The sequence below is a fragment of the Pseudoalteromonas sp. LC2018020214 genome (assembly GCF_016598755.1).
In the GTDB taxonomy this organism is placed as follows: Bacteria; Pseudomonadota; Gammaproteobacteria; order Enterobacterales; family Alteromonadaceae; genus Pseudoalteromonas; species Pseudoalteromonas distincta.
This window is the reverse complement of the sequence record NZ_CP066804.1, coordinates 1,199,915-1,223,534: the sequence shown is the minus strand read 5'-3', so window position 1 is coordinate 1,223,534 and position 23,620 is coordinate 1,199,915. Positions and strand designations below refer to the sequence as shown.

19 protein-coding genes are annotated in these 23,620 nt (G+C 40.6%); 6 read left to right on the top strand and 13 right to left on the bottom strand.

What is annotated here, in order from left to right; translation table 11 throughout:
• Position 1: 1 nt before the first annotated feature.
• The gene (locus JG479_RS05335; RefSeq protein ID WP_024596261.1) at positions 2-1,975 is read right to left on the bottom strand and encodes a monovalent cation:proton antiporter-2 (CPA2) family protein; all 1,974 of its coding nucleotides are present in this window, start codon (positions 1,973-1,975) and stop codon (positions 2-4) included.
• 133 nt (positions 1,976-2,108) lie between these two features.
• Here JG479_RS05335 and JG479_RS05330 point away from each other — a divergent pair, with 133 nt between their 5' ends.
• A complete protein-coding gene (locus tag JG479_RS05330) occupies positions 2,109-3,005 on the top strand; it encodes a GGDEF domain-containing protein (RefSeq protein ID WP_002958294.1) in 897 nt (298 codons plus the stop codon).
• 30 nt (positions 3,006-3,035) lie between these two features.
• Here JG479_RS05330 and JG479_RS05325 read toward each other — a convergent pair whose 3' ends face one another.
• The 6 genes from JG479_RS05325 to lpxB form a co-directional block, all read right to left on the bottom strand.
• Positions 3,036-3,389 carry a hypothetical protein gene (locus JG479_RS05325; protein WP_024606283.1) on the bottom strand — a complete coding sequence of 118 codons (354 nt, stop codon included), beginning with the start codon at positions 3,387-3,389 and terminating at the stop codon, positions 3,036-3,038.
• Positions 3,390-4,694, bottom strand: coding sequence for a tRNA lysidine(34) synthetase TilS (tilS, locus tag JG479_RS05320; RefSeq protein WP_200220088.1), 1,305 nt, complete (start codon positions 4,692-4,694; stop codon positions 3,390-3,392). It lies immediately after the preceding gene.
• Positions 4,695-4,777: 83 nt separating this feature from the next.
• Positions 4,778-5,734 carry an acetyl-CoA carboxylase carboxyl transferase subunit alpha gene (gene accA, locus JG479_RS05315; RefSeq protein ID WP_002958297.1) on the bottom strand — a complete coding sequence of 319 codons (957 nt, stop codon included), beginning with the start codon at positions 5,732-5,734 and terminating at the stop codon, positions 4,778-4,780.
• A 16-nt stretch (positions 5,735-5,750) separates the two neighbouring features.
• Complete coding sequence (gene dnaE / locus JG479_RS05310; protein WP_200220087.1) at positions 5,751-9,242, bottom strand: DNA polymerase III subunit alpha; 3,492 nt, start codon at positions 9,240-9,242, stop codon at positions 5,751-5,753.
• Positions 9,243-9,244: 2 nt separating this feature from the next.
• Positions 9,245-9,847: a ribonuclease HII gene (rnhB, locus tag JG479_RS05305; RefSeq protein ID WP_165723758.1), complete on the bottom strand. Its 603-nt coding sequence runs from the start codon at positions 9,845-9,847 to the stop codon at positions 9,245-9,247.
• A complete protein-coding gene (lpxB, locus tag JG479_RS05300) occupies positions 9,837-10,994 on the bottom strand; it encodes a lipid-A-disaccharide synthase (protein WP_182716205.1) in 1,158 nt (385 codons plus the stop codon). Before lpxB ends, rnhB begins: the two co-directional genes overlap by 11 nt.
• A gap of 301 nt (positions 10,995-11,295) precedes the next feature.
• Between lpxB and JG479_RS05295 the strand changes: the two genes are divergently transcribed.
• From JG479_RS05295 to cydC, 5 genes are read left to right on the top strand one after another with little or no spacing between them, the layout of a single operon-like run.
• Positions 11,296-12,879, top strand: coding sequence for a cytochrome ubiquinol oxidase subunit I (locus tag JG479_RS05295; protein ID WP_149602339.1), 1,584 nt, complete (start codon positions 11,296-11,298; stop codon positions 12,877-12,879).
• Complete coding sequence (cydB, locus tag JG479_RS05290; protein WP_325101148.1) at positions 12,876-14,015, top strand: cytochrome d ubiquinol oxidase subunit II; 1,140 nt, start codon at positions 12,876-12,878, stop codon at positions 14,013-14,015. The genes JG479_RS05295 and cydB overlap by 4 nt, the downstream gene beginning before the upstream one ends.
• 12 nt (positions 14,016-14,027) lie before the next feature.
• Positions 14,028-14,192 (top strand): cytochrome bd-I oxidase subunit CydX, encoded by a 165-nt coding sequence (gene cydX, locus JG479_RS05285; protein ID WP_002958303.1) that lies wholly within the window; start codon positions 14,028-14,030, stop codon positions 14,190-14,192.
• Positions 14,182-15,975: a thiol reductant ABC exporter subunit CydD gene (cydD, locus tag JG479_RS05280; protein ID WP_200220318.1), complete on the top strand. Its 1,794-nt coding sequence runs from the start codon at positions 14,182-14,184 to the stop codon at positions 15,973-15,975. Before cydX ends, cydD begins: the two co-directional genes overlap by 11 nt.
• Entirely contained in the window at positions 15,968-17,713 is a 1,746-nt protein-coding gene (gene cydC, locus JG479_RS05275) for a thiol reductant ABC exporter subunit CydC (protein ID WP_200220086.1), read from the top strand. Before cydD ends, cydC begins: the two co-directional genes overlap by 8 nt.
• Here cydC and JG479_RS05270 read toward each other — a convergent pair.
• The 6 genes from JG479_RS05270 to bamA all read right to left on the bottom strand — a co-directional run bounded on the left by JG479_RS05270 (position 17,696) and on the right by bamA (position 23,520).
• Positions 17,696-18,088, bottom strand: coding sequence for a septal ring lytic transglycosylase RlpA family protein (locus JG479_RS05270; RefSeq protein ID WP_149602336.1), 393 nt, complete (start codon positions 18,086-18,088; stop codon positions 17,696-17,698). The two genes, cydC and JG479_RS05270, sit on opposite strands and share 18 nt — an antisense overlap.
• 148 nt (positions 18,089-18,236) lie before the next feature.
• Positions 18,237-19,007, bottom strand: coding sequence for an acyl-ACP--UDP-N-acetylglucosamine O-acyltransferase (gene lpxA / locus JG479_RS05265; protein ID WP_165742989.1), 771 nt, complete (start codon positions 19,005-19,007; stop codon positions 18,237-18,239).
• A 2-nt stretch (positions 19,008-19,009) separates the two neighbouring features.
• Positions 19,010-19,462 (bottom strand): 3-hydroxyacyl-ACP dehydratase FabZ, encoded by a 453-nt coding sequence (gene fabZ, locus JG479_RS05260; protein WP_002958310.1) that lies wholly within the window; start codon positions 19,460-19,462, stop codon positions 19,010-19,012.
• Between the two features lie 26 nt (positions 19,463-19,488).
• Complete coding sequence (lpxD, locus tag JG479_RS05255; protein WP_200220085.1) at positions 19,489-20,511, bottom strand: UDP-3-O-(3-hydroxymyristoyl)glucosamine N-acyltransferase; 1,023 nt, start codon at positions 20,509-20,511, stop codon at positions 19,489-19,491.
• 7 nt (positions 20,512-20,518) lie between these two features.
• On the bottom strand, positions 20,519-21,037 hold the full coding sequence (locus JG479_RS05250; protein WP_002958312.1) for an OmpH family outer membrane protein: 519 nt from the start codon (positions 21,035-21,037) through the stop codon (positions 20,519-20,521).
• 11 nt (positions 21,038-21,048) lie between these two features.
• Positions 21,049-23,520 carry an outer membrane protein assembly factor BamA gene (bamA, locus tag JG479_RS05245; RefSeq protein ID WP_024596248.1) on the bottom strand — a complete coding sequence of 824 codons (2,472 nt, stop codon included), beginning with the start codon at positions 23,518-23,520 and terminating at the stop codon, positions 21,049-21,051.
• Positions 23,521-23,620: the final 100 nt, after the last annotated feature.

Genomic DNA, 23,620 nt, shown 5'->3' with positions numbered 1-23,620 from the left:
GTTATTCTATTCCGTCGAGCAGGTAGTGCTCTACCCGCTCAACACGCCTTGGTTTACCTTGTAACACTAAAACGTCATTAGCCAATAAGGTTGTTTGTGCTGATGGCGTGTCTATTTCGGCCCCTTCTCTGCGCAGTGCTTTTACCAGTACTCGACGCTTTTCTAAATTTAGATTTTCGATTGTTTTATTAACTGCATAAGCTTTATCAGGCAGAGCAACCACATGTAAGTACTCTAACCGGTCACTTGATGTATCTTCGTTATCTTTAAAATAGCCTGCATAAAAGCTTTGCATTAACGGATAACGATTACGACGCTCTTTACTTACTCTTCGCACAATACGCGTCATCGGTACTCCCGACATAGACAACACATGCGACACGAGCATTAAGCTTGCCTCTAACGACTCAGGTACTACTTCGGTTACACCTAGCTCTTTTAAATAATCTAGCTGGCTATCGTCACGGGTACGAATGAGTATTTTAACATTGGGTGCTATTTGCTTTATGGCATCAATAACAACTTGTGCATGATCAAACTCTGTAAAAGTAATAATAACCAAGCGAGCTCGTTCTACTCCTGCGCACTTTAAAATATCTTTTTGTTTAACATAGCCAAATATGACAGGCTCACCCGCCGCTTTGCCTTCTTGTACTAAAATTGGGTTACTTTCAATCGCAACATAGTCAATTGCTTCGGGCTTTAAAAAACGCGCTATAGTTTGCCCAACTCGCGAAAAACCACAAATAACAACATGGTCACTATAAAGCGTACTACTTTGTGGCTCACTCTCGAGCGCCAAACTTGGGCGATCGAGTATGCCTAAACGCTTTAAAATAAATGGCGTTTTATCAATCAAAAATGGGGTAAATGCCATTGAAAGCACACCAAGGGCAATTAAAAATGAAGCTTGCTCTGAATTTAATAATTGATGCTGGCCAGCAAGTGCAATAAGTACAAAGCCAAACTCCCCCATTTGCCACAGCATAATGCCACAGGCGAGTGAATCTTGGTTTCGCTCATGCATTAGCCGCGCGCTAAAGGCTACCACTGCAATTTTTAATACCAGTAAACCCAGCAAGGCACCAATAATTATTACGATATGCCCCAGTACAAATAAAATATCTAGCTGCATACCTACAGTAACAAAAAATAGCCCCATTAAAATATCGCGAAATGGGCGTATATCGGCCTCTAACTGATGCCTGTAATGGCTCTCACCTAACATCATTCCCGCTAAAAAAGCGCCCAATGCCATAGACAAGCCAAACATATACGTTAAAAAGCCTGCAAACAACGCGACTAATATGGTGGTAAGTACAAATAACTCATCGGTTCGTACTTGCGCTATTTCTTTAAACACAATGGGCAATACCCATTTACCAATTGCCCAAAGAAGCACACATACAAATGCGCCTTTACTTAGGGCAAACGCTAAAGCCCAGCCAATACTTTGAGAGTCACTTGATGCAAATAAAGGAAGTATTATTAATAGAGGAACAACAGCAATATCTTGAAAAAGTAGAACACCAACGGCTAATTGCCCACGGCGCTGATTAAGCTCACCCGTTTCTTTTAATAGCTTAACTACTACAGCGGTTGAAGAAAGCGCCATAATTGTGCCGATGGTAAAACTGGTGAGTAATGAAAAGTTTAAGCAATATAGAATAATAATGAAGAGTAAACTGGTTATACCTACTTGTAATGAGCCCAAACCAAATACTAGGTTTCGCATTGCCATTAGCCGAGAAATAGAAAATTCTAGCCCTAAACTAAATAACAAAAACACAATACCCAGTTCAGCTACAAACTCTATTTCGTGAGATTGTGCAAGCCAGCCAATACCATGACTACCGGCTAAAACCCCCGTTGCTAGGTACGCTAAAATAGGCGGCAAGCCAATGCGCTTAAAAAACCACACAAAAAGAACTGCCGCGACTAATAAGCCAAAAATTTGAGCATTAATACTTTGCAAATGCAGCCTCGCGTTTAAATTAAACTAGTAGCTTGTAAGTAAATATAACAACCATATGTTTTTCATGCAATTTTAAAATATGGCACAAAAATAGCTTAGTTATTGCAAAGTAACACCCTCGGGGGAGAATTTAATGGAAAACGTCCATATTTTGACGCAGCGTGTGTCTGGTCGCGGTGATTTTTTGCCGTTTTCGGCTGAACACTCACCTACAAATGAAATAACTGAAACGCATGAACTCGTCGCAGAGCTACAAACAAGCTTAGTGATCGAGGATGTTCTGGCTATTTACGCTAAATTTGCAAAACAATTGCTCAATTTTTCTGGATTGCAGTTTCAATCAACTTTAGGTACTGCTCAAACATCACAAAGTGATACAAATAGTACACCCTATATTTTTGATTTAGCGATTAATAAAGACCACTTAGGGCAGCTAATTTATTTTAGTAAATTCCCGCTTGGTCAAGCCATTGAGAAAAAGCTACATACTTTGCATACTGCGCTGGTTTATCCACTTCGTAATGCGATGATGTATAGCCGAGTACTAAAGCTTGCCACAAAGGATGCGTTAACCGGTTTAAATAATCGTAGTCAATTTAATGATTTTTTACTTCAAAAGCTTGAAAACTGTCGCCGTTATCAACGTCCATTTAGTTTAATGTTGCTTGATTTAGATAACTTTAAACAAGTTAACGACAACTTCGGCCATAAAATTGGTGACGATACACTTAAAGAATTTTCAAAAGTACTGTGTAGTAGTATACGCGGCACTGATTCGGTATTTAGATTTGGTGGTGATGAGTTTGCTTTACTTATTGAAGACCCTGAGTTTACAACTAATAAAGTGATTGCTGAGCGTATCATGTGCTTAGTAAGAAAATCGCCATTAATGTCTAAATACAAAGTAACAACCAGTATTGGTTTTACTTTAGCTAACAGCCAAGATTGCGAAACTGAGATATTTGCTCGAGCCGATAAAGGTTTATACAAAGCAAAGGCATCAGGTAGAAACTGCGCAAAAGCATACTAGCCTTTACTTAACTGCATTAAATAAAAAAGCCTAGCTTCCCCCGCTAGGCTTTGCACTTACCAATTTATAAATAAACAACGCAGCACAAAAACCAAAAAAGAATCCGCTAATTAAATTAAGTAATGCAGTAATAGTAGCAAGCGGTGTAAATAATACTAAAAGCAGTGGCAAGCTCACGCCTAAAATAAAAAACAATCCACCTTTACCTAACCAATAAGCTAATAAAAGTACTGCAGATGCAATCCCACCAGCGACTGCATAACCTAACGTGACTATATTTAACTCAAGTAAAACATTAGCGATAACAGCAATAAGCGCTGTTATTAGCATACCCATTGGCGCTTTTGTTACTAACGATAAGCCAACATGCGGCTGTTTACTCATTTATTTACACTCCCAAAAAATACCATTTTCATCAACATGCTTAGCACTTATAAAATAACCAACCACTTGAACTAATTCATCATTATAAAAAATAAGTGGCACACTGGCGCGTAGCCACGGCGCTATTTTTGCATCTTTAAACCAATGCTTAACTGTATTACTACCAGGCTTTTTAAATGGTTTAATACGTGCGCTATTGCAATTAAAGCGCACTATTACTTGCTCATTTGAGTGTGGAGGTCTTACTCCAAAACCAATGCTTTTAATTAATAAGCGCCCGTCTGCAAGTTTTAGCTGTGAATGATTTAGCTCAATATCTGTTAATACTTCATTTGGTGTTACAAAATACAAATAACCTTGATGACGACGTATTTGCCCATCGAGCAAATCAATACGCATTTGTGCGTCGTTTTTTGCGCACATTGCTTGATTAATAATTTGCTCAAGCTGCCTTTGCGATGGCATGACTTGTGTAAATAATGCAAGCCACGCACGTACTATATTTGCAATACGCGCTGAGCTGTATTCACTTATTTGGCTAATGCACAGTGCTTGGTGCTCGTTAATACACTTATTTAAATCAAGCTGAGTGTACTCATCAAGTAGTGTTTGCTGCTGTTGTAGTAGCTCAATACTTCGTGCTGTACATTGTTCAAACCCAGTAAAGCGCTCGGCTAACACAGGTACTATTTTTGAGCGTAAAAAGTTACGGTCAAAACTTTCATCTGTATTTGAGTCATCAGTTATGTGGTTAATACTAAAGCGCGCTGCAAACGCTTCTATATCGCTTCGCTTTACGTTTAACAATGGCCTAAAACATACACGGCTACTTTGCAGCAAACGCGCTTGGTGCATGGCGCCAAGCCCTTTTAAACCCGAGCCACGCTTTAAGCGCAGTAAAAACGTTTCTACTTGGTCGTTTAAATGTTGGCCCAATAAAACAATGCTGCCTTGTGAGCTTAGCTCATCAAGTGCTTTGTAACGTGCATCGCGAGCTTGGGCTTCAAGGCTCGTACGCGACTGCTGCTCAATTACAACTTTTGCGACTTTAAAAGGCACATCAAGCTCAATACATACATTTTTGCAAAAGCGTTGCCAGTCATCGGCATACTGGCTCAAGCCATGGTGAACATAAATAGCCGATACATCAATTGCAGGGTTATCGGCTCTTAAAGCACGCATTAAATGCAGCAACACCACAGAATCAACACCACCAGAAAGCGCCACAGTAAAAACAGTGTTACCTTGCTCAATATAGCTATTTAGTGATTTTTTTAATTGCTGATAAACTGCTGTTGTATGCATATGGCCGCACTTTTATATAAAAACTCTGAGCATTTTAAAGCAAAAAAGCCGCATAAGCGGCTTTTTTTTAACAATTAATGTGTTTAGCAATAACCAAACGACATTAAACGTTTGTAACGTTGATCAAGCATTTCTTCAAGCGTAAGTGCTTGTAAGTCTGCTAGGTCACGCTTAAGGCGTACTTTTAAGTTACGTGCCATAGCATCGTAATTACGATGTGCACCACCTAGTGGCTCATCAACTAAGTTGTTGATTAAGTCTAGCTCTTTAACGCGCTCTGCGGTTACACCCATTGCTTCTGCTGCAAGCGGTGCTTTGTCAGCGCTTTTCCAAAGAATAGACGCACAACCTTCAGGCGAAATTACAGAATAAGTGCTGTACTGCAACATGTTAACTCTGTCGCCAACACCAATCGCTAATGCACCACCTGAACCGCCTTCACCAATAACCGTACATATTGTCGGCACTTTAAGTGACGCCATTACTTTTAAGTTACGTGCGATTGCTTCAGATTGACCACGTTCTTCAGCGCCAACACCTGGGTATGCACCTGGTGTGTCAATAAAGGTCATGATTGGCATTTTAAAACGCTCAGCCATTTCCATTAAGCGTAATGCTTTACGGTAACCTTCTGGCTTTGGCATACCAAAGTTACGTTTAATTTTTTCAGCAGTATCACGACCTTTTTGTTGGCCAATAACCATTACCGGTTCGCCATCTAAACGCGCAATGCCACCTAAAATAGCTGGATCGTTAGCAAAAGTACGATCGCCAGCAAACTCGTCAAATTCCGTGAAAATGCGCTCGATATAATCTCGAGTGTAAGGACGCAACGGATGACGTGCTAACTGTGATACTTGCCAAGCGCCTAAATTAGAAAAAATCTCCTGTTTTTGTTTGGCACTTTTTTCTTTTAATTTGCTGACTTCCTCTTCTAACTCAAGGTCTAATTCGCCAGCGCGGCTGATACTTTGTAATTCTTCAATTTTTGCTTCTAATTCTGCAATTGGAAGCTCAAAATCAAGATAATTGAGGCTCATGCTCTAAACTACCTAATTAGTTAAATTCTAGTTCTACATCTTGCGCAGCCATTAGTGATAACTTATGGATTAAGTCGTCACTTGGCGTAACACACCATTCGATCCCAAGAGTTAATTGCGCCAACGCATCTGGACGTTGGTAATAAACCTTGATCGGACACGTTCCCATTTTATAGGGTTCGAGTACTTTTTGTAATTTATCGAAGAAACCTGCCTCGATTTGCACCATGTTCAGCGTCATTTTAATCGCTTTAATACGCTTTTCACGCGCTTGAGCAATGGTGTTTATTTCTCTGGCGGTCATTGTAATACCACCGGAGAAGTTATCAAAGCTGACCTGTCCAGATATTACCAAGATATTGTTAACTTGGAGCATATCTTGGTACTTTTCAAACTCGTCTGAATACAAGCGTACATCAATCCGTGCACTCTTGTCATCTAAAGTTACTAAGGCCCAACGATTTCCTTTTTTATTAATTAATACTCTAGAAGCAATCACCAAACCAGCGGCCGTTGCAAACACATCACGATTAGTTGGCTGTAAATCAACTATTTTTCCGCTAGTGTAATGCCTAAGCTCACGGCGGTACTGATTTATTGGATGCCCAGTTAAATAAAGGCCTAGCGTCTCTTTTTCGCCATCTAACCACTCGTTATCAGTAAGCCCTGTGGCTTTAATAAAAGCTTGTTCAACTTCATCAGGCTCAGTGGCTAATAAACCAAATAAGTCACTTTGTCCTAATTGCTCAGCTTTGTTGTGTTGATCGGCCGCACGCATAGCATCTTTTAAACTAGCTAGTAATGTAGCACGCCCAGATTGGGTTTTCTCTGGTCCTAATTGATCCAAAGCACCTGCGTAAATTAATTTTTCAGTAACACGTTTATTTAAGCGTTTTAAATCAACACGGGCACAAAAATCAAATAAATCTTTAAATGGGCCGCCTTTTGCACGCGCTTCTAAAATTGCTTCAACCGGTGCCTCACCTACGCCTTTTATCGCGCCAATGCCGTAAACAATTTCACCTTCAAGGTTTACTGTAAACTTAAACTCACCTGCATTTACGTCTGGTGGTAATAAGGTGAGCTTCATGTTTTCACATTCATCCACCAAAATAACTATTTTGTCGGTGTTATCCATATCGGCCGACATTACCGCAGCCATAAACTCTGCAGGATGATGCGTTTTCATCCACAATGTTTGATACGATACGAGTGCGTAAGCTGCTGAGTGAGATTTGTTAAAACCGTAACCTGCGAACTTTTCTACCAAGTCGAAGATTTTTATCGCAAGCTCGCCGTCAATGCCGTTATTTCTTGCGCCATCTTCAAATGTTGAACGCTGCTTTGCCATTTCTTCGGGTTTTTTCTTACCCATTGCACGACGCAGCATGTCGGCGCCACCTAGCGTGTAACCTGCTAGTACTTGCGCAATTTGCATTACTTGTTCTTGATACAAAATAATGCCGTAGGTTGGATCAAGTATTGGTTTTAAGCTTTCGTGCTGATACTGCGCATCTGGGTATGAGATTTCTTCGCGGCCCAGTTTTCGGTCGATAAAGTTATCTACCATGCCTGATTGCAGTGGACCTGGGCGGAACAAGGCCACAAGTGCAATCATATCTTCAAAGCAGTCGGGCTTAAGGCGGCGTACTAAGTCTTTCATACCACGCGACTCTAGCTGGAATACAGCAGTCGTTTCGGCGCGAAGTAGCAACTCAATACTTTTTTTATCATCCAGTGGAATGGTGTTTATATCAACGGGGTCTTTACCTTGGCGCTTCATGCGCACATTGGTCATATCGACCGCCCACTGCAATATAGTCAGTGTACGTAAACCCAAGAAATCGAACTTAACTAGGCCGGCTGTTTCTACATCGTTTTTATCAAACTGTGTTACTGGAAACTTACCTTCGTCGTCGCAATAAAGCGCAGCGAAGTCGGTAATAGTGGTTGGCGATATTACTACGCCACCCGCATGTTTACCGGCATTACGTGTACACCCTTCAAGGATGCGACACATGTCGATTAAGTCTTTTACCTCATTGTCGCCATCGTAGGCTTCTTGCAAGCGCGGTTCTACATCAAACGCTTTGGCAAGTGTCATACCGGGGTCACCCGGAATCAATTTTGAAATTCGATCAACAAACCCGTAAGGATGGCCAAGCACTCGCCCTACATCGCGTATTACCGCTTTTGCAGCCATGGTACCAAAGGTAATAATTTGCGAAACCGCATCCCGACCATACAAAGCCGACACGTGATCAATTACTTCGTCTCGTCTATCCATACAAAAATCGACGTCGAAATCGGGCATTGATACACGTTCAGGGTTTAAGAATCGCTCAAAGAGTAAGTCAAACTCAAGTGGATCAAGGTCGGTAATTTTAAGCGCGTACGCAACTAACGAACCCGCACCGGAACCACGACCAGGTCCAACTGGAATATTATTATCTTTACTCCACTGAATAAACTCCATTACGATTAAGAAGTAACCTGGGAATCCCATTTGGTTGATTACACCGAGCTCAATTGCAAGACGCTCATCGTATTCAACACGTTTTACTTTTCTATCTTCTTCGTCGGGGAATAAAAACTGTAGTCGCTCTTCTAGGCCGTCTTGTGACACTTTAACTAAAAAGTCTTCAATTTTAAGCAAGCCGGTTGGGTAATCAGGTAAAAAGTAAGTACCTAATTGCACAGTTACGTTACAACGCTTAGCGATTTCTACGGTATTTTGTAGGGCTTCTGGAATATCGCTAAACAACTCAGCCATTTGCTCAGGTGTTTTTAGATATTGTTCTTCAGAGAACCGTTTAGGGCGGCGCTTATCATCGAGCGTGTAACCATCAAAAATAGCAACACGAATTTCGTGCGCTTCAAAGTTTTCGGGCTTTAAAAACACCACTTCGTTGGTCGCTACAACCGGTAGCTGCTCTTTAGCAGCAAGCTCTACCGCCATGTGCAAGTAATCTTCTTCAAGCGGTCGATTGGTGCGAACAAGCTCTAGGTAGTAGTTATCGCTAAAATGCTGCTTATAAAAACTAACAACCGATTCAATTACAGTCGGATTATTTTTTAATAACGCTTTACCTAAGTCACCGTCTTTAGCGCCTGAGAGAATAATTAAGCCTGCTTTTAGCTCAACTAACCACTCGCGGTCAATCACAGGGCGATGAAATACATGCCCACGCTGATACGCTTTAGATATCAGCAAGGTAATATTTTTATAGCCGTCGTTGTCTTTGGCTAATATGGTTAAGCGGCTTGGCTCATCAGGAAACTCTGGGCTACGAACCCAAAAGTCAGCACCCACTATAGGTTTAATACCTGCATTATGCGTGGCGCCATAAAAACGCACTAAACCACAAAAATTCATTTGATCAGTAATTGCAATGGCTGGCATTTGCAGCTCTTGCGCTTTTGCGACTATTGGCTTTGTTTTAGCAAGGCCATCAACCATCGAAAAGTCTGAATGAACTCTTAAATGAACAAAATCAGGAGCAGCCATGCTTAGCCCTCACCATTGGCTTGCGCCAAAACGCGCTGCACAGGTTTAAAGCTTTTACGATGCTCGTCAATTGCACCGTATTGTTCAAGTGCTGCAAAGTGCGCTTTAGTGGGATACCCTTTGTGCCCTGCAAAACCATATTCTGGGTGGCGTGCATCAAGTTCAAGCATTTCGTCATCGCGTGCTACTTTAGCTAAAATAGACGCTGCTGAAATTTCGGCCACTAAGCTATCACCTTTAACAACAGCTTGTGCTGGCATAGTGAGTTTTGGCAATCGATTACCATCTATAAATACAAATTCAGGTTGTGTGCTTAATGCCTCTACTGCGCGAGTCATGGCAAGCATCGTTGCGTGTAGAATATTTAACTCATCAATTTCTGTTGGACTGCAGCGTCCATACGCGTAGCACAATGCTTTTTCTTTTATTTCAACTGCAAGTGCTTGGCGTTTTTTATCCGTTAATTTTTTAGAATCTGCTAAACCTGCAATTGGTTTAGTGGGATCTAAAATGACGGCGGCAGTGACTACATCACCAACAAGCGGGCCGCGCCCTACTTCATCTACACCAGCAATTAAGGATACATTGGGTCTATCAATTTGCATTTATTAACTCCGCCACAGCATTGGCTGCTTGTTCACTGGCATTTAATCTGATTTTTTCGTGAATAGCTAAAAAGCGTGCTTTTAGCTCTTTGTTATCTGTGTTGAGCATAGGGGTAAGTGCGTTTGTTAAGTTAGTCACATTACACTCGGTTTGTAAAAACTCAGGCACTAGCTCTTCGTCGGCTAATAAATTAGGCAGCGAAAAGTACTTAATATTAAACGTAAATAAAGTTTTAAAAATCCAATAGCTCAAAGGCTTTATTTTATAGCCCACAACCATTGGTTTTTTATAAAGCATACCTTCAAGTGTTGCTGTGCCCGAGGCTAATAAAATAGCATCAGCAGCTTGCATCGCTAATTTTGATTGCCCATCAAGCAGGTTAACATTAAGGTTTGGTGCGGTAGCGTTTAATATATCACTAAACTGCGCTTTGCGTTTTTCGTTAACCAACGGCACCACAATTTTAAGATTGGGGTTTTTAGCTTGCAACTGCGCGGCTGTTTTAATGTAAGTCTCGCTTAGCAAACCAACTTCAGAGCCTCGACTACCAGGTAGCAGCGCCAGTACTTTGTCATCAAGGCTTAAGCCGAGTTCTTCTCGTGCTTTAGTATCGTCGTGCTCAAGTGCTATGTCGTCAGCCAAGGTATGCCCCACAAATGTACATGGCACTTGGTGCTTATCGTAGAACTCTTTTTCAAATGGTAATAATGCTAACACTAAGTTAGTGGCTGCACTTATTGTATGAATGCGCTTTTCGCGCCACGCCCAAACAGACGGACTTACATACTGCACGGTTTTAATACCCGCATCTTTAAGTGGCTTTTCTACACGTAAGTTAAAATCCGGTGCATCAATACCTATAAATACATCAGGTGGGTTATCTACAAAATGCTGCACGAGTTGTTTACGTATTTTAAGCAAACGTGGTAAACGCCCTAGCACCTCAACAAGCCCCATAACCGAAAGCTCATCCATGTCGTAAAGTGTTTTACAGCCCTGCGCTTGCATTTTAGGTCCTGCTATTCCTTCAAAAATAGCGTCCGGAAAGTGTTTTTTAAGAGCTTTAATTAAGCCTTCACCTAAAATATCGCCCGACAGTTCACCTGCCACAATACCAATACGTAGTTGTTTTTTATCTTTATTCATTTGATTTTATTTCACAAGTAAACCAGGCGTTCATGCTTGTTAGTTTACCGTGTTTTACTGTTTGGTTAAACGCTTTAAATAACTGGTTTTTTATCACCTAAGTTAAGGCTTTATGTTGTTTGTTTTTAATACTGATGTAGCATAGGAAATATATATTAAGTTTTACTAATATGTATGTTGACAAAAATTGCACAAAAGTAAATACTATTACAAACTTTCAGTAATTACTGAAAGTTCATTAAACCTTAACTTTGCCAATTAAATGTTGCCCTGTTAATCCGTCACTCTCAAGGAGCCAATAATGATAGATGAAACCTTTGTGGATCTATCGCGATTACAGTTTGCTGTTACCGCTCTCTTTCATTTCTTATTCGTACCGTTAACGATAGGTATGACCTGGATTTTAGTTATTATGGAATCGGTTTATGTTATGACCGGTCGCGAAATTTATCGTGATATGACTAAGTTTTGGGGAAAATTGTTTGGTATTAACTTTGCTATTGGTGTGGCGACAGGCCTTACCATGGAATTTGAGTTTGGTACTAACTGGTCTTATTATTCCCATTACGTAGGTGATGTTTTTGGGGCCCCCCTGGCAATTGAAGGTTTAATGGCATTCTTTTTAGAATCGACCTTTGTAGGTATGTTCTTTTTAGGCTGGGACAGGCTTTCTAAACGCCAACATTTAGGCGCGACCTTTTTAATGGCCATTGGTACTAACATGTCGGCGCTGTGGATTTTAATTGCCAACGGTTGGATGCAAAACCCAGTAGGCGCTGAATTTAACTATCAAACCATGCGCATGGAAATGACCAGTTTTGCAGAGCTTGTGTTTAACCCTGTAGCCCAAGTTAAGTTTATTCATACCGTATCGGCAGGTTATGTAGCAGCGTCTATGTTTGTGCTTGGTATTAGTAGCTGGTACATATTGAAGGGTCGTGATTTAGCATTTGCTAAACGCTCTTTTTCAGTCGCATCAGGCTTTGGTTTAGCGTCAATTTTATGTGTAATTTTACTCGGTGACGAATCAGGCTACGAAGTAGGCGAAGTCCAAAAAGTAAAACTTGCCACAATTGAAGCCGAATGGCACACAGAAGAAGCTCCGGCTGCGTTTACCGCATTTGGTTTTCCTGATTCAGAAGAGCAAGTAACACATGCGGCGGTTAAAATACCTTACGCACTTGGGTTAATTGCTACGCGCTCACTAGATGAGCAAGTAACGGGTATTAACGACCTAGAAAAACAACATGAAGTACGTATTCGCAACGGTATGATTGCTTATGAATACCTTACAAAACTCAGAAACGGTGAAGATACGCCAGATAATATTGCCAAATTTAATACTCTAAAAGATGATTTAGGTTATGGCTTGCTACTTAAGCGCTACACACCAGATGTTGTAGATGCTACTGAAGAACAAATTCAAAAAGCAGTTAAAGACTCTTTTCCTAAAGTAGGCCCTATGTTTTGGTCATTTAGGATTATGGTTGCCTGTGGTGTGGCCATGCTAGGTGTATTTATATTGGCATTTTACTACAACGCACACCGTGTTATTGAGCAAAAACGCTGGTTGTTATGGGCTGCCGTATTGAGTATTCCACTACCTTGGATAGCGATTGAATTTGGCTGGATTGTTGCCGAGTATGGTCGCCAACCTTGGGCTATATCTGAAATACTGCCGACCTTTTTAGCCACGTCGTCACTAACAGTAAACGATATTTTAATAAGCTTAACTGGGTTTATTATTTTCTATACTGGTTTAGCCATTGTTGAAGGCTGGTTGATGATCCGCTTTGTTAAGCAAGGACCAAGCTCGCTACATACTGGTAAGTATCATTTTGAATTACCAAACAAAGCTGATAAAACTGAAGGAGAGCAATCATGATTTTTGATTATGAAACATTAAAAATGCTTTGGTGGTTGATCATTGGTGTACTGCTTATTGGTTTTGCTATTACCGATGGCATGGATATGGGCGTTGCTATGTTGCTCCGCCTCGTTGGTAAAACAGATTCAGAGCGCCGCACAGTAATAAACACAATTGGCCCGCATTGGGATGGTAACCAAGTATGGTTTATAACTGCAGGCGGCGCGTTATTTGCGGCGTGGCCTATGGTTTATGCAGCTGCATTTTCGGGCTTTTACTTTGCCATGATGCTAGTACTCTTTGCTTTGTTTTTTAGACCACTTGGATTTGATTACCGCAGTAAAGTAGACTCAAAACGCTGGCGCAATAACTGGGATTGGGGCTTGCTTGCAGGCAGCGCAATTCCAGCATTAGTATTTGGTGTTGCGTTTGGTAATTTATTTTTAGGCGTACCGTTTAATATTGATAACCTTATGCGTGTTAGCTACCAAGGATCATTTTTTGGCTTGCTTAACCCATTTGGATTACTTGCAGGTTTAGTGAGTATTACCATGTTAGTTGCGCATGCAGGTATGTGGTTACAACTTAGAACAGCAAGTGTGGTCGCAGAGCGTTCGGGTCAATATGGTCGCTATTCTCTTATTATGTTTATCGTGTTATTTGCTGCAGCTGGTTTTTGGGTGGCTAACTTAACGGGTTACCAAGTTGTATCTATGGCTGATACACAAAGTCATGCAGACCCTCTAGCTAAAGTAGTCACTACAGCGCAAGGTGCTTGGTTAAGTAATTACAGCGATCGTCCGTGGACAATGACCTTCCCTATTTTAGCCTTTGCAATGGCATTAAGTGCACTTGTGTTTTCTAAATTAAATAAGCCAGCACTTGGACTTATTTCAACAAGCTTAATGTTAATTGGCGTGATTATGACAGCAGGTGTTTCACTGTTCCCATTTATTATGCCATCAAGCAATAATCCAAATATTAGCTTAACAATTTGGGATGCGGTATCGAGCCATAAAACGCTCAATGTAATGTTTGTTGCAGTGTGTATTTTTGTTCCACTTATTTTAGCTTATACCACTTGGTGTTACGTAAAAATGTGGCGCAGAGTAACGGTTGAAGAAATTGAAAACAACACTCATGGTAGCTACTAAGGAGACTAAACAATGTGGTATTTCGCTTGGATTTTAGGTGTACTTTTGGCCTGTACCTTAGGTGTAATAAATGTAATGTGGTACGAATTTCATCAAAATAAAAACAGCATTGCTGATGATGAACAAGCCATGCACGATTTATTAAATGATGCTAACAACACAAAAGATGACGACTAACCCCCGACCAGATCGCGCGCAGCAGCAATCACTGCGCGCTTTTTTAAAGCGTCAAAGTAAACCCGCTGCAGTGTGGTTAAAGTTAAGCATTGCACTGGGTACTTTTAACGCATTACTGATGATTGCAGGTGCTTATTTACTGGCTCAAGCTATTCATAATGTAATGTTTGAAGGTAATAATTTAGCCCAAGTCACTCATTTATTATGGCCCTTAGCAGGCATTATTTTATTGCGCGCGGTGTTTTTAGCGTTAAGTGAGCGCTTAAGTGCATTTGCTGCGCTTAAAATAAAATCGGCTATGCGCCAAACACTTCTTCATAAGCTCAGCTTACTTGGGCCTAGTTATATAGAACAACACGGCCAAGGCGCTACATTAAATACCCTGCATAATGGCGTTGAAGCACTTCACGACTATTATGCTAAATACTTGCCAGGTGTTGCTTACAGCGCGCTTATTCCGCTGGCAATATTGGTAGTTATTTTTCCGACAGATTATAAAGCTGGGCTGATATTTTTATTAACCGCCCCACTTATTCCTTTTTTTATGATTTTAGTAGGCTCTAAAGCCGAAGCTTTAAACCAAAAACGCTGGAAGCAACTTGCTGTACTGGGCAATTACTTTTTTGACCGCGTGCAAGGTTTAACTCAGCTAAAACTATTTAATGCAACATGTACCGAGCTTAAACAAATAGCTAAAATTTCAGATGATTTTAGACACGCGACACTCGATGTTTTAAAAATCGCGTTTTTATCATCATTTGCACTTGAGTTTTTAGCCACTATTAGCGTGGCACTCGTTGCCGTAATTATTGGTTTTAGACTATTTTTTGGCACTCTTGATTTTGCCACTGGCTTTGTGGTGCTACTTTTAGCGCCTGAATTTTATTTACCACTGCGCCAACTAGGTAGTCATTACCATGCACGTTTACAAGGTATTAGTGCGGCGGCCGATATGGTTGCGATTTTAAATGCCCCACTGCCAAGTGACGAAAATGCGTCAGTAACTACAAGCGCACCTGAAAACAATTTAACTTTAAATACAATTAATTCAATAAGTATTACCGACCTTAATTTTATATACCCTGGTAGTAACGAAGGGATTAAAAATATAAATTTAACATTGCCAAATAAAGGCTTAATTGCAGTTGTGGGCAGTAGTGGCTCAGGTAAAAGTACGTTGTTTGATTGTCTATTAGGGTTTCACCCTGAGGTGATTAACAACCTATCTATTAATGATCAGAGTTTAAGTACAACCGATATTACTTACTTGCAAAATAATATTGCATGGATACCACAACAAGCGACGCTATTTTACGACACCATTGCTGCCAACATTAAATTGGCCAAACCCACTGCCACACAGCAAGAGCTTGAACACGCGGCAAAACAAGCTGGTGTGCTTGAATTTATTAATACCCTACCCGATGGTTTTTACACGCTGATAGGTGAGCAAGGTGAAGGGCTTTCTGGCGGTCAAAAACAACGTATTGCACTGGCTCGCGCATTTATAAAACAAGCACCAGTCTTAGTGCTTGATGAGCCCACTGCGCACCTTGATAGTCAAACAGAGCTGCTTATTCAAGATGCTATTAATGAGTACGCTAAAAACAACCTAGTGTTAGTTATTGCCCATAGATTAAATACGGTTAAACATGCCAGCAATATCATTGTGATGCACGATGGAAAAATAGCTGAGCAAGGTGACTTTGAAACACTTGCAGCACAAAATGGTGTATTTGCTAACTTACTAAAAACGGCCAAACAAGGGGTGGCGCATGCGTAATTTTATTCGCTTACTAAAGCTTTGTGCTCCTCATTATAAAGCTATGCTATTGGGTACATTTTTAGCGACGATTACGGTATTAGCTAATGTGGGCCTGTTGGCTATATCTGGCTGGTTTTTAGCATCAATGGCCGCTGCTGGTATTGCGGGCGTACAAATGAATTATTTTACTCCTGCCGGCACGATTCGTTTTTTAGCAATTGTGCGAACAGCATCGCGCTATGGCGAACGACTAGTTACTCATAACGCCACGTTTTTATTACTAAGTGAAATACGTACCAATGTATTTGCAACGTTAAGCAAGCTTAACAATGTTGATTTAGCAATGAGCCGCAGCGCTGATCTAGTTAACCGATTACAAAACGATGTAGACGCACTCGACAAATTTTATTTAAACGTTTTACTTCCTATGCTGGTCGCTCTTTTAAGTGTGCCAATCATCATGCTGTTTATGTCGGCCTATAATGGCAACGTCGCCCTTATTTGCTTTACTGGCATTATACTTATTGGTGTGGTTATACCTGCCCTACTCAGCATAAAGCTCACTAAAAACAGCCATAAAGAAACACAACTTAGTGCACAACTTCGCTCTGAGCTTTCAGATACACTTACAGGCCTTAGAGAGCTTAGTATTTATCAAGCCCGTTCGCAGCAACTTAATAAGTGCGACGAATTAAGCGAGCAGTACAATCAGCAATTATTTATTCGCCACAAAGCACTGGCAAACTCAGATGGATTAAGCTTGTTGGTTGTTCAATTAGCCATGCTTGCTAGCGTAGTAACCATTGTGCCGCTGGTTTACGCAAGCAGTATGGTAAATGTAGAACTTGCTATGTTAAGTTTATTTGTACTGGCAAGCTTTGAAAGCGTATTACTACTACCCAACGCGTTTATAGAGCTTCCGAGTGTTTTAAAAGCAGCAGAGCGATTGTTTACACTTGAAGATAAAGCAGCTAGTACGCAAATTGAAAGTAAACATGTAGACATTGATGAAAACTTTAGCGCGCAAAATCACAAGTTAGTACTTAACAATATTAGCTACCAATATGGTGAACAAACAGCGCTAACTAATATCAGTTTTGAACTAATGCCTCAGCAAAAAGTAGCGATTGTAGGTAGAAGCGGCAGCGGTAAAACGACGCTTGTAAATTTACTTACTGGTTTATGGCCTTTGCAACAAGGCAGCATAACGCTAAACAATCAAAATAGCGTTGTTGACTTACATTCGTTAAATAATGATATACGCGCAAATGTTATAAATATACTCGCCCAGCAGCACCATATTTTTGATGGCACATTAAGTGAAAACTTACGTTATGCCGCGCCAAATGCAACTAAAGAGCAAATGATTGAAGCGCTCGCATTAGCTCAATTGAGCCCATGGTTTAATGAGCTAAAAGAAGGTTTAAAAACACGTTTAGGCACTGGCGGGCGTAACGTGTCGCAAGGCCAATCTAGGCGTATAGCCATTGCCCAAGCATTACTTAAAAACCCTGCTATTTTAGTACTTGATGAACCAACTGAGGGTCTTGATAATCAATCTAAGCAAGGGGTAATGCAAGCAATAATGCATGTTATGGATAACGCGAGCGTGCTGACAATTACGCACGATCCCGCTCTACTTGCTCAAATGGATAATGTTGTATGGTTAGAAGGCGGTAAAGTAGTCGCACAAGGCTCTCATAAAGAGCTCAGTAACACTTATCCCGACTATGTTGCGCTAACTACCCGGTTTTAAAACCGTTACTGATACATCAATAACGCCGACTTTAGGGTCGGCTATCTTTTTAAACATACTCTTTGATAAATCAATAATACGACCTCGCACATACGGGCCTCTATCGTTAATTCTTACCGTGACTGATTTATTATTAGCGAGGTTGGTAACAACGACCTTAGTGCCAAAGTCGAACTCTAAATGGGCTGCTGTGGCGGCTTGTTGGCTAAAGCGCTCTCCGTTGGCAGTTGTTCTCCCGTGATATTTGTCAGCATAAAAAGATGCTTTACCAACTTGAGTAACCTCTCCAGTAGATGATTTAACAATAGGTTGGCTACTACAAGCGGCTAACGCTGAAGTAATAAAAAGAGTGACAACTAACTTAGGTAAACGCATAGGATGACTTTTATTATACAAATTAGATGCATACTAACTTGAGCTCGCTGAGTATTAACTGAATTAGGTCTAAACCGTGGGCAATAAAAAACCACCTTCGATTTATCATCTAGGGTGGTTTTTTTATGCTTAGAGCAAAACGCGCGAATTATCTTACAATGCCGCGCTCTGAGCTTTTAACAAAGTCGACCATCAATTTCACAGCAGGGTACTTTTCAGCATCTTCACTAAGCGATTCAATCGCTTCGTCTGCACCTAAGCTTTTACGGTAAAACGCTTTGTATGCACGTCGTACAGCCATAATTTCATCACTTTCGAAACCACGACGTTTCATGCCTTCTTTATTGATAGCGGCAGGACCTGCTGGCATACCAATGGTAGTAACAAAAGGTGGTACATCTTTGTTAACACCTGAATACATACCAATAAAGGCATGAGCACCAATTTTACAAAACTGATGAACTCCCGAATTACCACCTAAGATAACCCAGTCGCCTACATGTACATGGCCAGCCACACTTGCATTGTTAGCAAAAATTACGTTATCGCCAATTACTGCGTCATGTGCAACGTGTGTATAAGCCATAAATAAGTTATTACTACCAATTTTAGTAACGCCTTGGTCTTGAATTGTACCACGGTGAATAGTGGCACATTCACGGATAACATTGTTATCACCCATGATTAATGTGGTTGGCTCGTTGTTGTATTTTTTGTCTTGGCAGGCTTCGCCCACAGACGCAAACTGAAAAATATGATTGCCAGAGCCAATAGTTGATGGCCCTTTAACAACAACATGAGACTCAATAATACAGTTATCACCGATAACAACATCATTGCCAATATAACTATACGGACCAACTGAGACATTGTTACCTAGTTTAGCGCCAGGTTCGATTATTGCTGTAGAATGGATCACTATTAAAACTCTCTTCTCGCACACATAATTTCGGCACTACACACTACTTTGCCGTCGACTCTAGCTTCTGCTGCAAACTTCCAAATGTTGCGACGTTCTTTTAAAAACTCAACATGAAGGTGCATTGTATCACCTGGGATCACTGGCTGTTTAAAACGTGCGTTATCAACAGCAGCAAATAAATATAATTCGTTTTCACTACGATTTTCTACTGTTTTAAAACCTAATAAACCCGTGGCTTGCGCCATTGATTCTAATATTAGCACACCAGGAAAAATTGGCTGATTTGGGAAATGGCCAGTAAATATAGGTTCGTTTATAGAAACATTTTTAATAGCATGTAAAGATTTGCCAGGTGTAAAATCAATAACACGATCAATTAATAGCATCGGGTAACGGTGCGGTAATAAACTTAAAATTTCTTGAATATCAAGGCTATTTAATTCGTTTGCCAAAATAGCATCCTTATTAGTGTTCAACGTTATGACTTAGCCAATGCTTCCAGCGCTTTAAGACGAGATTTCATGTCTGAAAGGTTACGCAAGTGAGCTATTGATTTACGCCATTCTTTGTTTGTTGTATGGGGCATACCAGATGAGTAAATACCTGGTTCGGTGATTGATTTTGTCACCATACTCATGCCGGTAATTATAACACCATCACATACAGACATGTGACCATTAATTGCAACCATGCCACCAATTTGACAGTTTTTGCCAATGGTAACGCTTCCTGCAAGTACGGTGCAGCCCGCGATTGCGGTGCCTGAATTAACTTCAACGTTGTGCGCTATTTGACACTGATTATCGATAATAACATTGCTATGGATAATGGTATTGTCCAGTGCGCCACGATCAATTGTCGTGCTTGCACCAATTTCAACTTTGTTACCTATGACCACTGAACCAAGCTGAGGTATTTTTACCCATTGCCCGCGTTCGTTCGCATAGCCAAACCCATCACTACCTACAACACTATTTGCTTGAAACAAACAATCTGAACCAATTTCAACATCGTGATAAATAGTCACACTAGACCAAAGCTTAGTGCCAGAGCCTATTTTAACACGTTCTCCGATAAAACTGTTCGGACCAATTTGCGCATTGTCACCTATCACCGCATCAGCTTCAATGACTGCATTAGCCCCTATAGCGGCGCTGTCACTAACAATCGCTGTTGAATGAACCGTAGCACTTGGATGAATACCCGTCGAGGCTGAGCGTGGTGTTGTATCCATAAATTGCGCTAATTTTGCGTAACTTACATACGGGTTAGCAACAATAATTTTGCTACCACTAAAGTACTGAGCATCGGCTTGGCTTACTATTACAGCGCTAGCTTGAGTAGTTTCAAGTTGCGAGCGATATTTTGAGTTCGCTAAAAATGCAATATGCCCAGAATGGGCATTTGCAAGTGTCGCTATTTTTTTTATTTCTAAAGCGCCATCACCCTGAAGTTCGGCGCCTAGAAGTTCCGCAATTTGCGAAAGCGTATAATTTTGCATAGAGTGATTATTTCTTACTAACTGCAGCTACAACTTTAGACGAAAGATCAGTTACTTCTTTAGGGTTAAAGTAAATTGTTGTGTCTTTTACTTTAACTTCGTCGAAGTCGCCGTCTTTAGCAATTTCTTCAATTGTTTTGATTATCACACCTTGAACTTTAGCAAGCTCTTGGTTTTGGCGCGCTTTGATTTCTTGCTCTAAAGGACGACCTTGTTCAGCAAGATTTTTTTGCATGCCTTGAATTTTATCACGTAGTGCATCTTTTTGAGCTTGGCTCATAGTTGTACTTTCACGTTTAAATTTTTCAGCTTCAAAACGAATATCGCCTTGTAACTTTTCAAGCTCTTGACGACGTTCAGCAAACTCAGTTTGTAAAGACTGTTCAATTTTAGCCATTTGAGGAATTTGCTTGTAGATTTCCTGCATATCAACAATACCTACTTTGTGTGCAAATGCATTCACAGAAGTACCCATCATTAAAGTTGCTAAAACTGCTACAGCTGTTGATTTAAATAATTTTTTCACAAAAAACTCCTTTAGAAAGTGTTACTAATGTTAAAGCTGATGGTTTTCGTATCGTCATCTTCTTCTTTTTGCAATGGATACGCAAAACTGATCAGCATTGGACCCATTGGAGAGATCCATTGTAATGAAAGACCGGTTGAAACCCTAAAGCGCATTGGGTCTGAATAGTCATCTAATTTAGCACGTTCATCAACGCCTAAGTTTTGATAGCGGTCTACGTTAAACTCAGTATCCCATACGTTTGCAGCATCAACAAAGAAGCTAGTACGTACAGAGCTGGTATTTTCTTCATCTAAGAATGGCGTAGGAACAATTAGCTCCATACCTGCCACTGCTTTAGCATTACCACCAATACGGCCTTGTGGCACTAGAATATCAAATTCTGATGCGCCACCAATGCTACCGGTTGTAGTACCGTCTGCACCTGGCGTACCCGGAATAGACTGCGGTATACGCGATACAGCACGTGGTAATATTGTATTACGGTCAAAGCCACGAAGTTCCATTTCCGTTATACGGAAGTATTCTTGGAATGGCAGTGTTTGCTCATACCCGTTTGTAGAACCATAACCATTACCATAACCAAGCGCTGCACGCGTTGAGAATACCCAACGGTGGTCATTTGATATAGGCCAGTAAAAACGCGAATCGTAATTCAGTTTAAAGTACTGAAGATCTGAGTTAGGCGTTGTTGCTGTTAAGTTTAGAGTTTGGCGCGAACCCGCTGTTGGGAATAAACCACGGTTAACTGTAATACGCGACCAACCAACACTCAGCTCATACTTAGTAAAGTCAAAGCCTGCATCTGGGTTGTCTGGATCTAAGAATGTTTCACGAAGTACACGCGTTTGCTCGTACTCTGCAATATCCGAAAGCTCTTCTTTAATCCAACGGGCGCCAAAGTTAACACGATTTACAGCATCAATTGGAAAACCAATATTTGTGCCTAAACCATAACTTTTTGATTTGTACTCAACAAGGCTAAATTTACTTGCATCGTAGTTTCTGTAAAAAATGCTACTGCCTTGCGATACACCATCTGGCGTAAAGTATGGGTCTGTGTACGATAAGCTTAAGCTTTCAGAACCTGTAGACGTGTTAAGGTTTAAACCAATTTGGTTACCTGTGCCTAAAAAGTTAGATTCTGTTACACCAATATTAAACTGCAGACCTAAGTAAGAACCATAAGCAAGACCAGCATTAAAGCTACCCGCTGATTGCTCTTTTACAGTAAAATCTACATCTACTTGGTCATCCACACCTGGTACAGGCACTACGTTAAAATCAACAGTTTCCATGTAAGGCAAACGTTGAATTTGTAGTTTTGAACGCTCAAGGTTTTGATTAGATAACCAGGCGCCTTCAAGTTGTGTCATTTCACGGCGAAGTACTTCATCAGCTGTATTTTGGTTACCACCAACAATAATACGACGAACATATACACGCTTACCTGGATTAACCGATAGTGTTAGTTGTACTTCTTGCTTTTCGTCGTCAATTTCTGGAATTGTACGTACTTCAGCGTTAGCGTAACCAAAACGTGCTAAATAGCTTTTAATAAATTCTTCTGACGAAGTAACGACTGAGCCATTGTAAAGCTCACCCGCTCTAAGTGGGATAACACTTTTAATTAAGTCTTCACGGCCAAGCAAGTCACCAATAAAGTCAAAGCCTTTAACGGTATATTTTACGCCTTCAGTTAAGTTAGCTGTAACGTAAACTGATTCACGTTCAGGGCTCACTGATACTTGCGTTGAATCGATATTAAAACGTAGGTAACCACGGTCTAAATAATAACTACGAATTTTTTCTAAGTCGCCTTCAATGGTTTGCTTTTGGTAGCGATCGCTACCCATAAACTGCCACCAAGGTAAATCTTGCTGCGATTCAGCAAGTTTAAGAAGCTCTTCATTAGAAAAAAGTTCATTACCCACTAAGTTAATTTGTCGGATAGAAGCTGCATCACCTTCATCAAACTCTAATTTAAGTTTAACGCGGTTACGAGGCAATTTAGTAATGCTGATATCTACTTTAGCGTTGTATTTACCAATACTGTGGAAAAACTCAACTAAGCCCTTTTCGATACTATCGATAACGGTTTTATCAAGTGGTTCACCTTGGCGAATATCTTGCTGATCAAGAGACTCATTAAGCTGCTCGTCTTTAATGTCTTTATTGCCTTCAAACTCAATGAAGCTGATGGTAGGACGTTCCGTTACTTTAAAAATAACGTTGTTGCCATCACGAAGGGCTTTTATGTTATCAAAGTGCCCAGAACGATAAAGTGACTTTATTGTTTTTGAAATCGTATAGTCATCAACATTATCGCCTACGTTAATAGGAATATGTGTTAGCGCTGCACCAAGTGCTACACGCTGCAAACCTTCAACTTTCAGGTCTTCAACAATAAAGGAGTTTTGGCCTAGGGCTGCAAAACTTGCACCCAATAAACTTGTTACTGCCAAATGTTTTTTTATAGCCATTTTATTATCTTTATCCTTTACAACTGTATTACCGCATAACACCCTACTAAAGTGGTGCTTTACAATCGTGTTCTAATTAGTAATTTGCCACGCTGTAAAA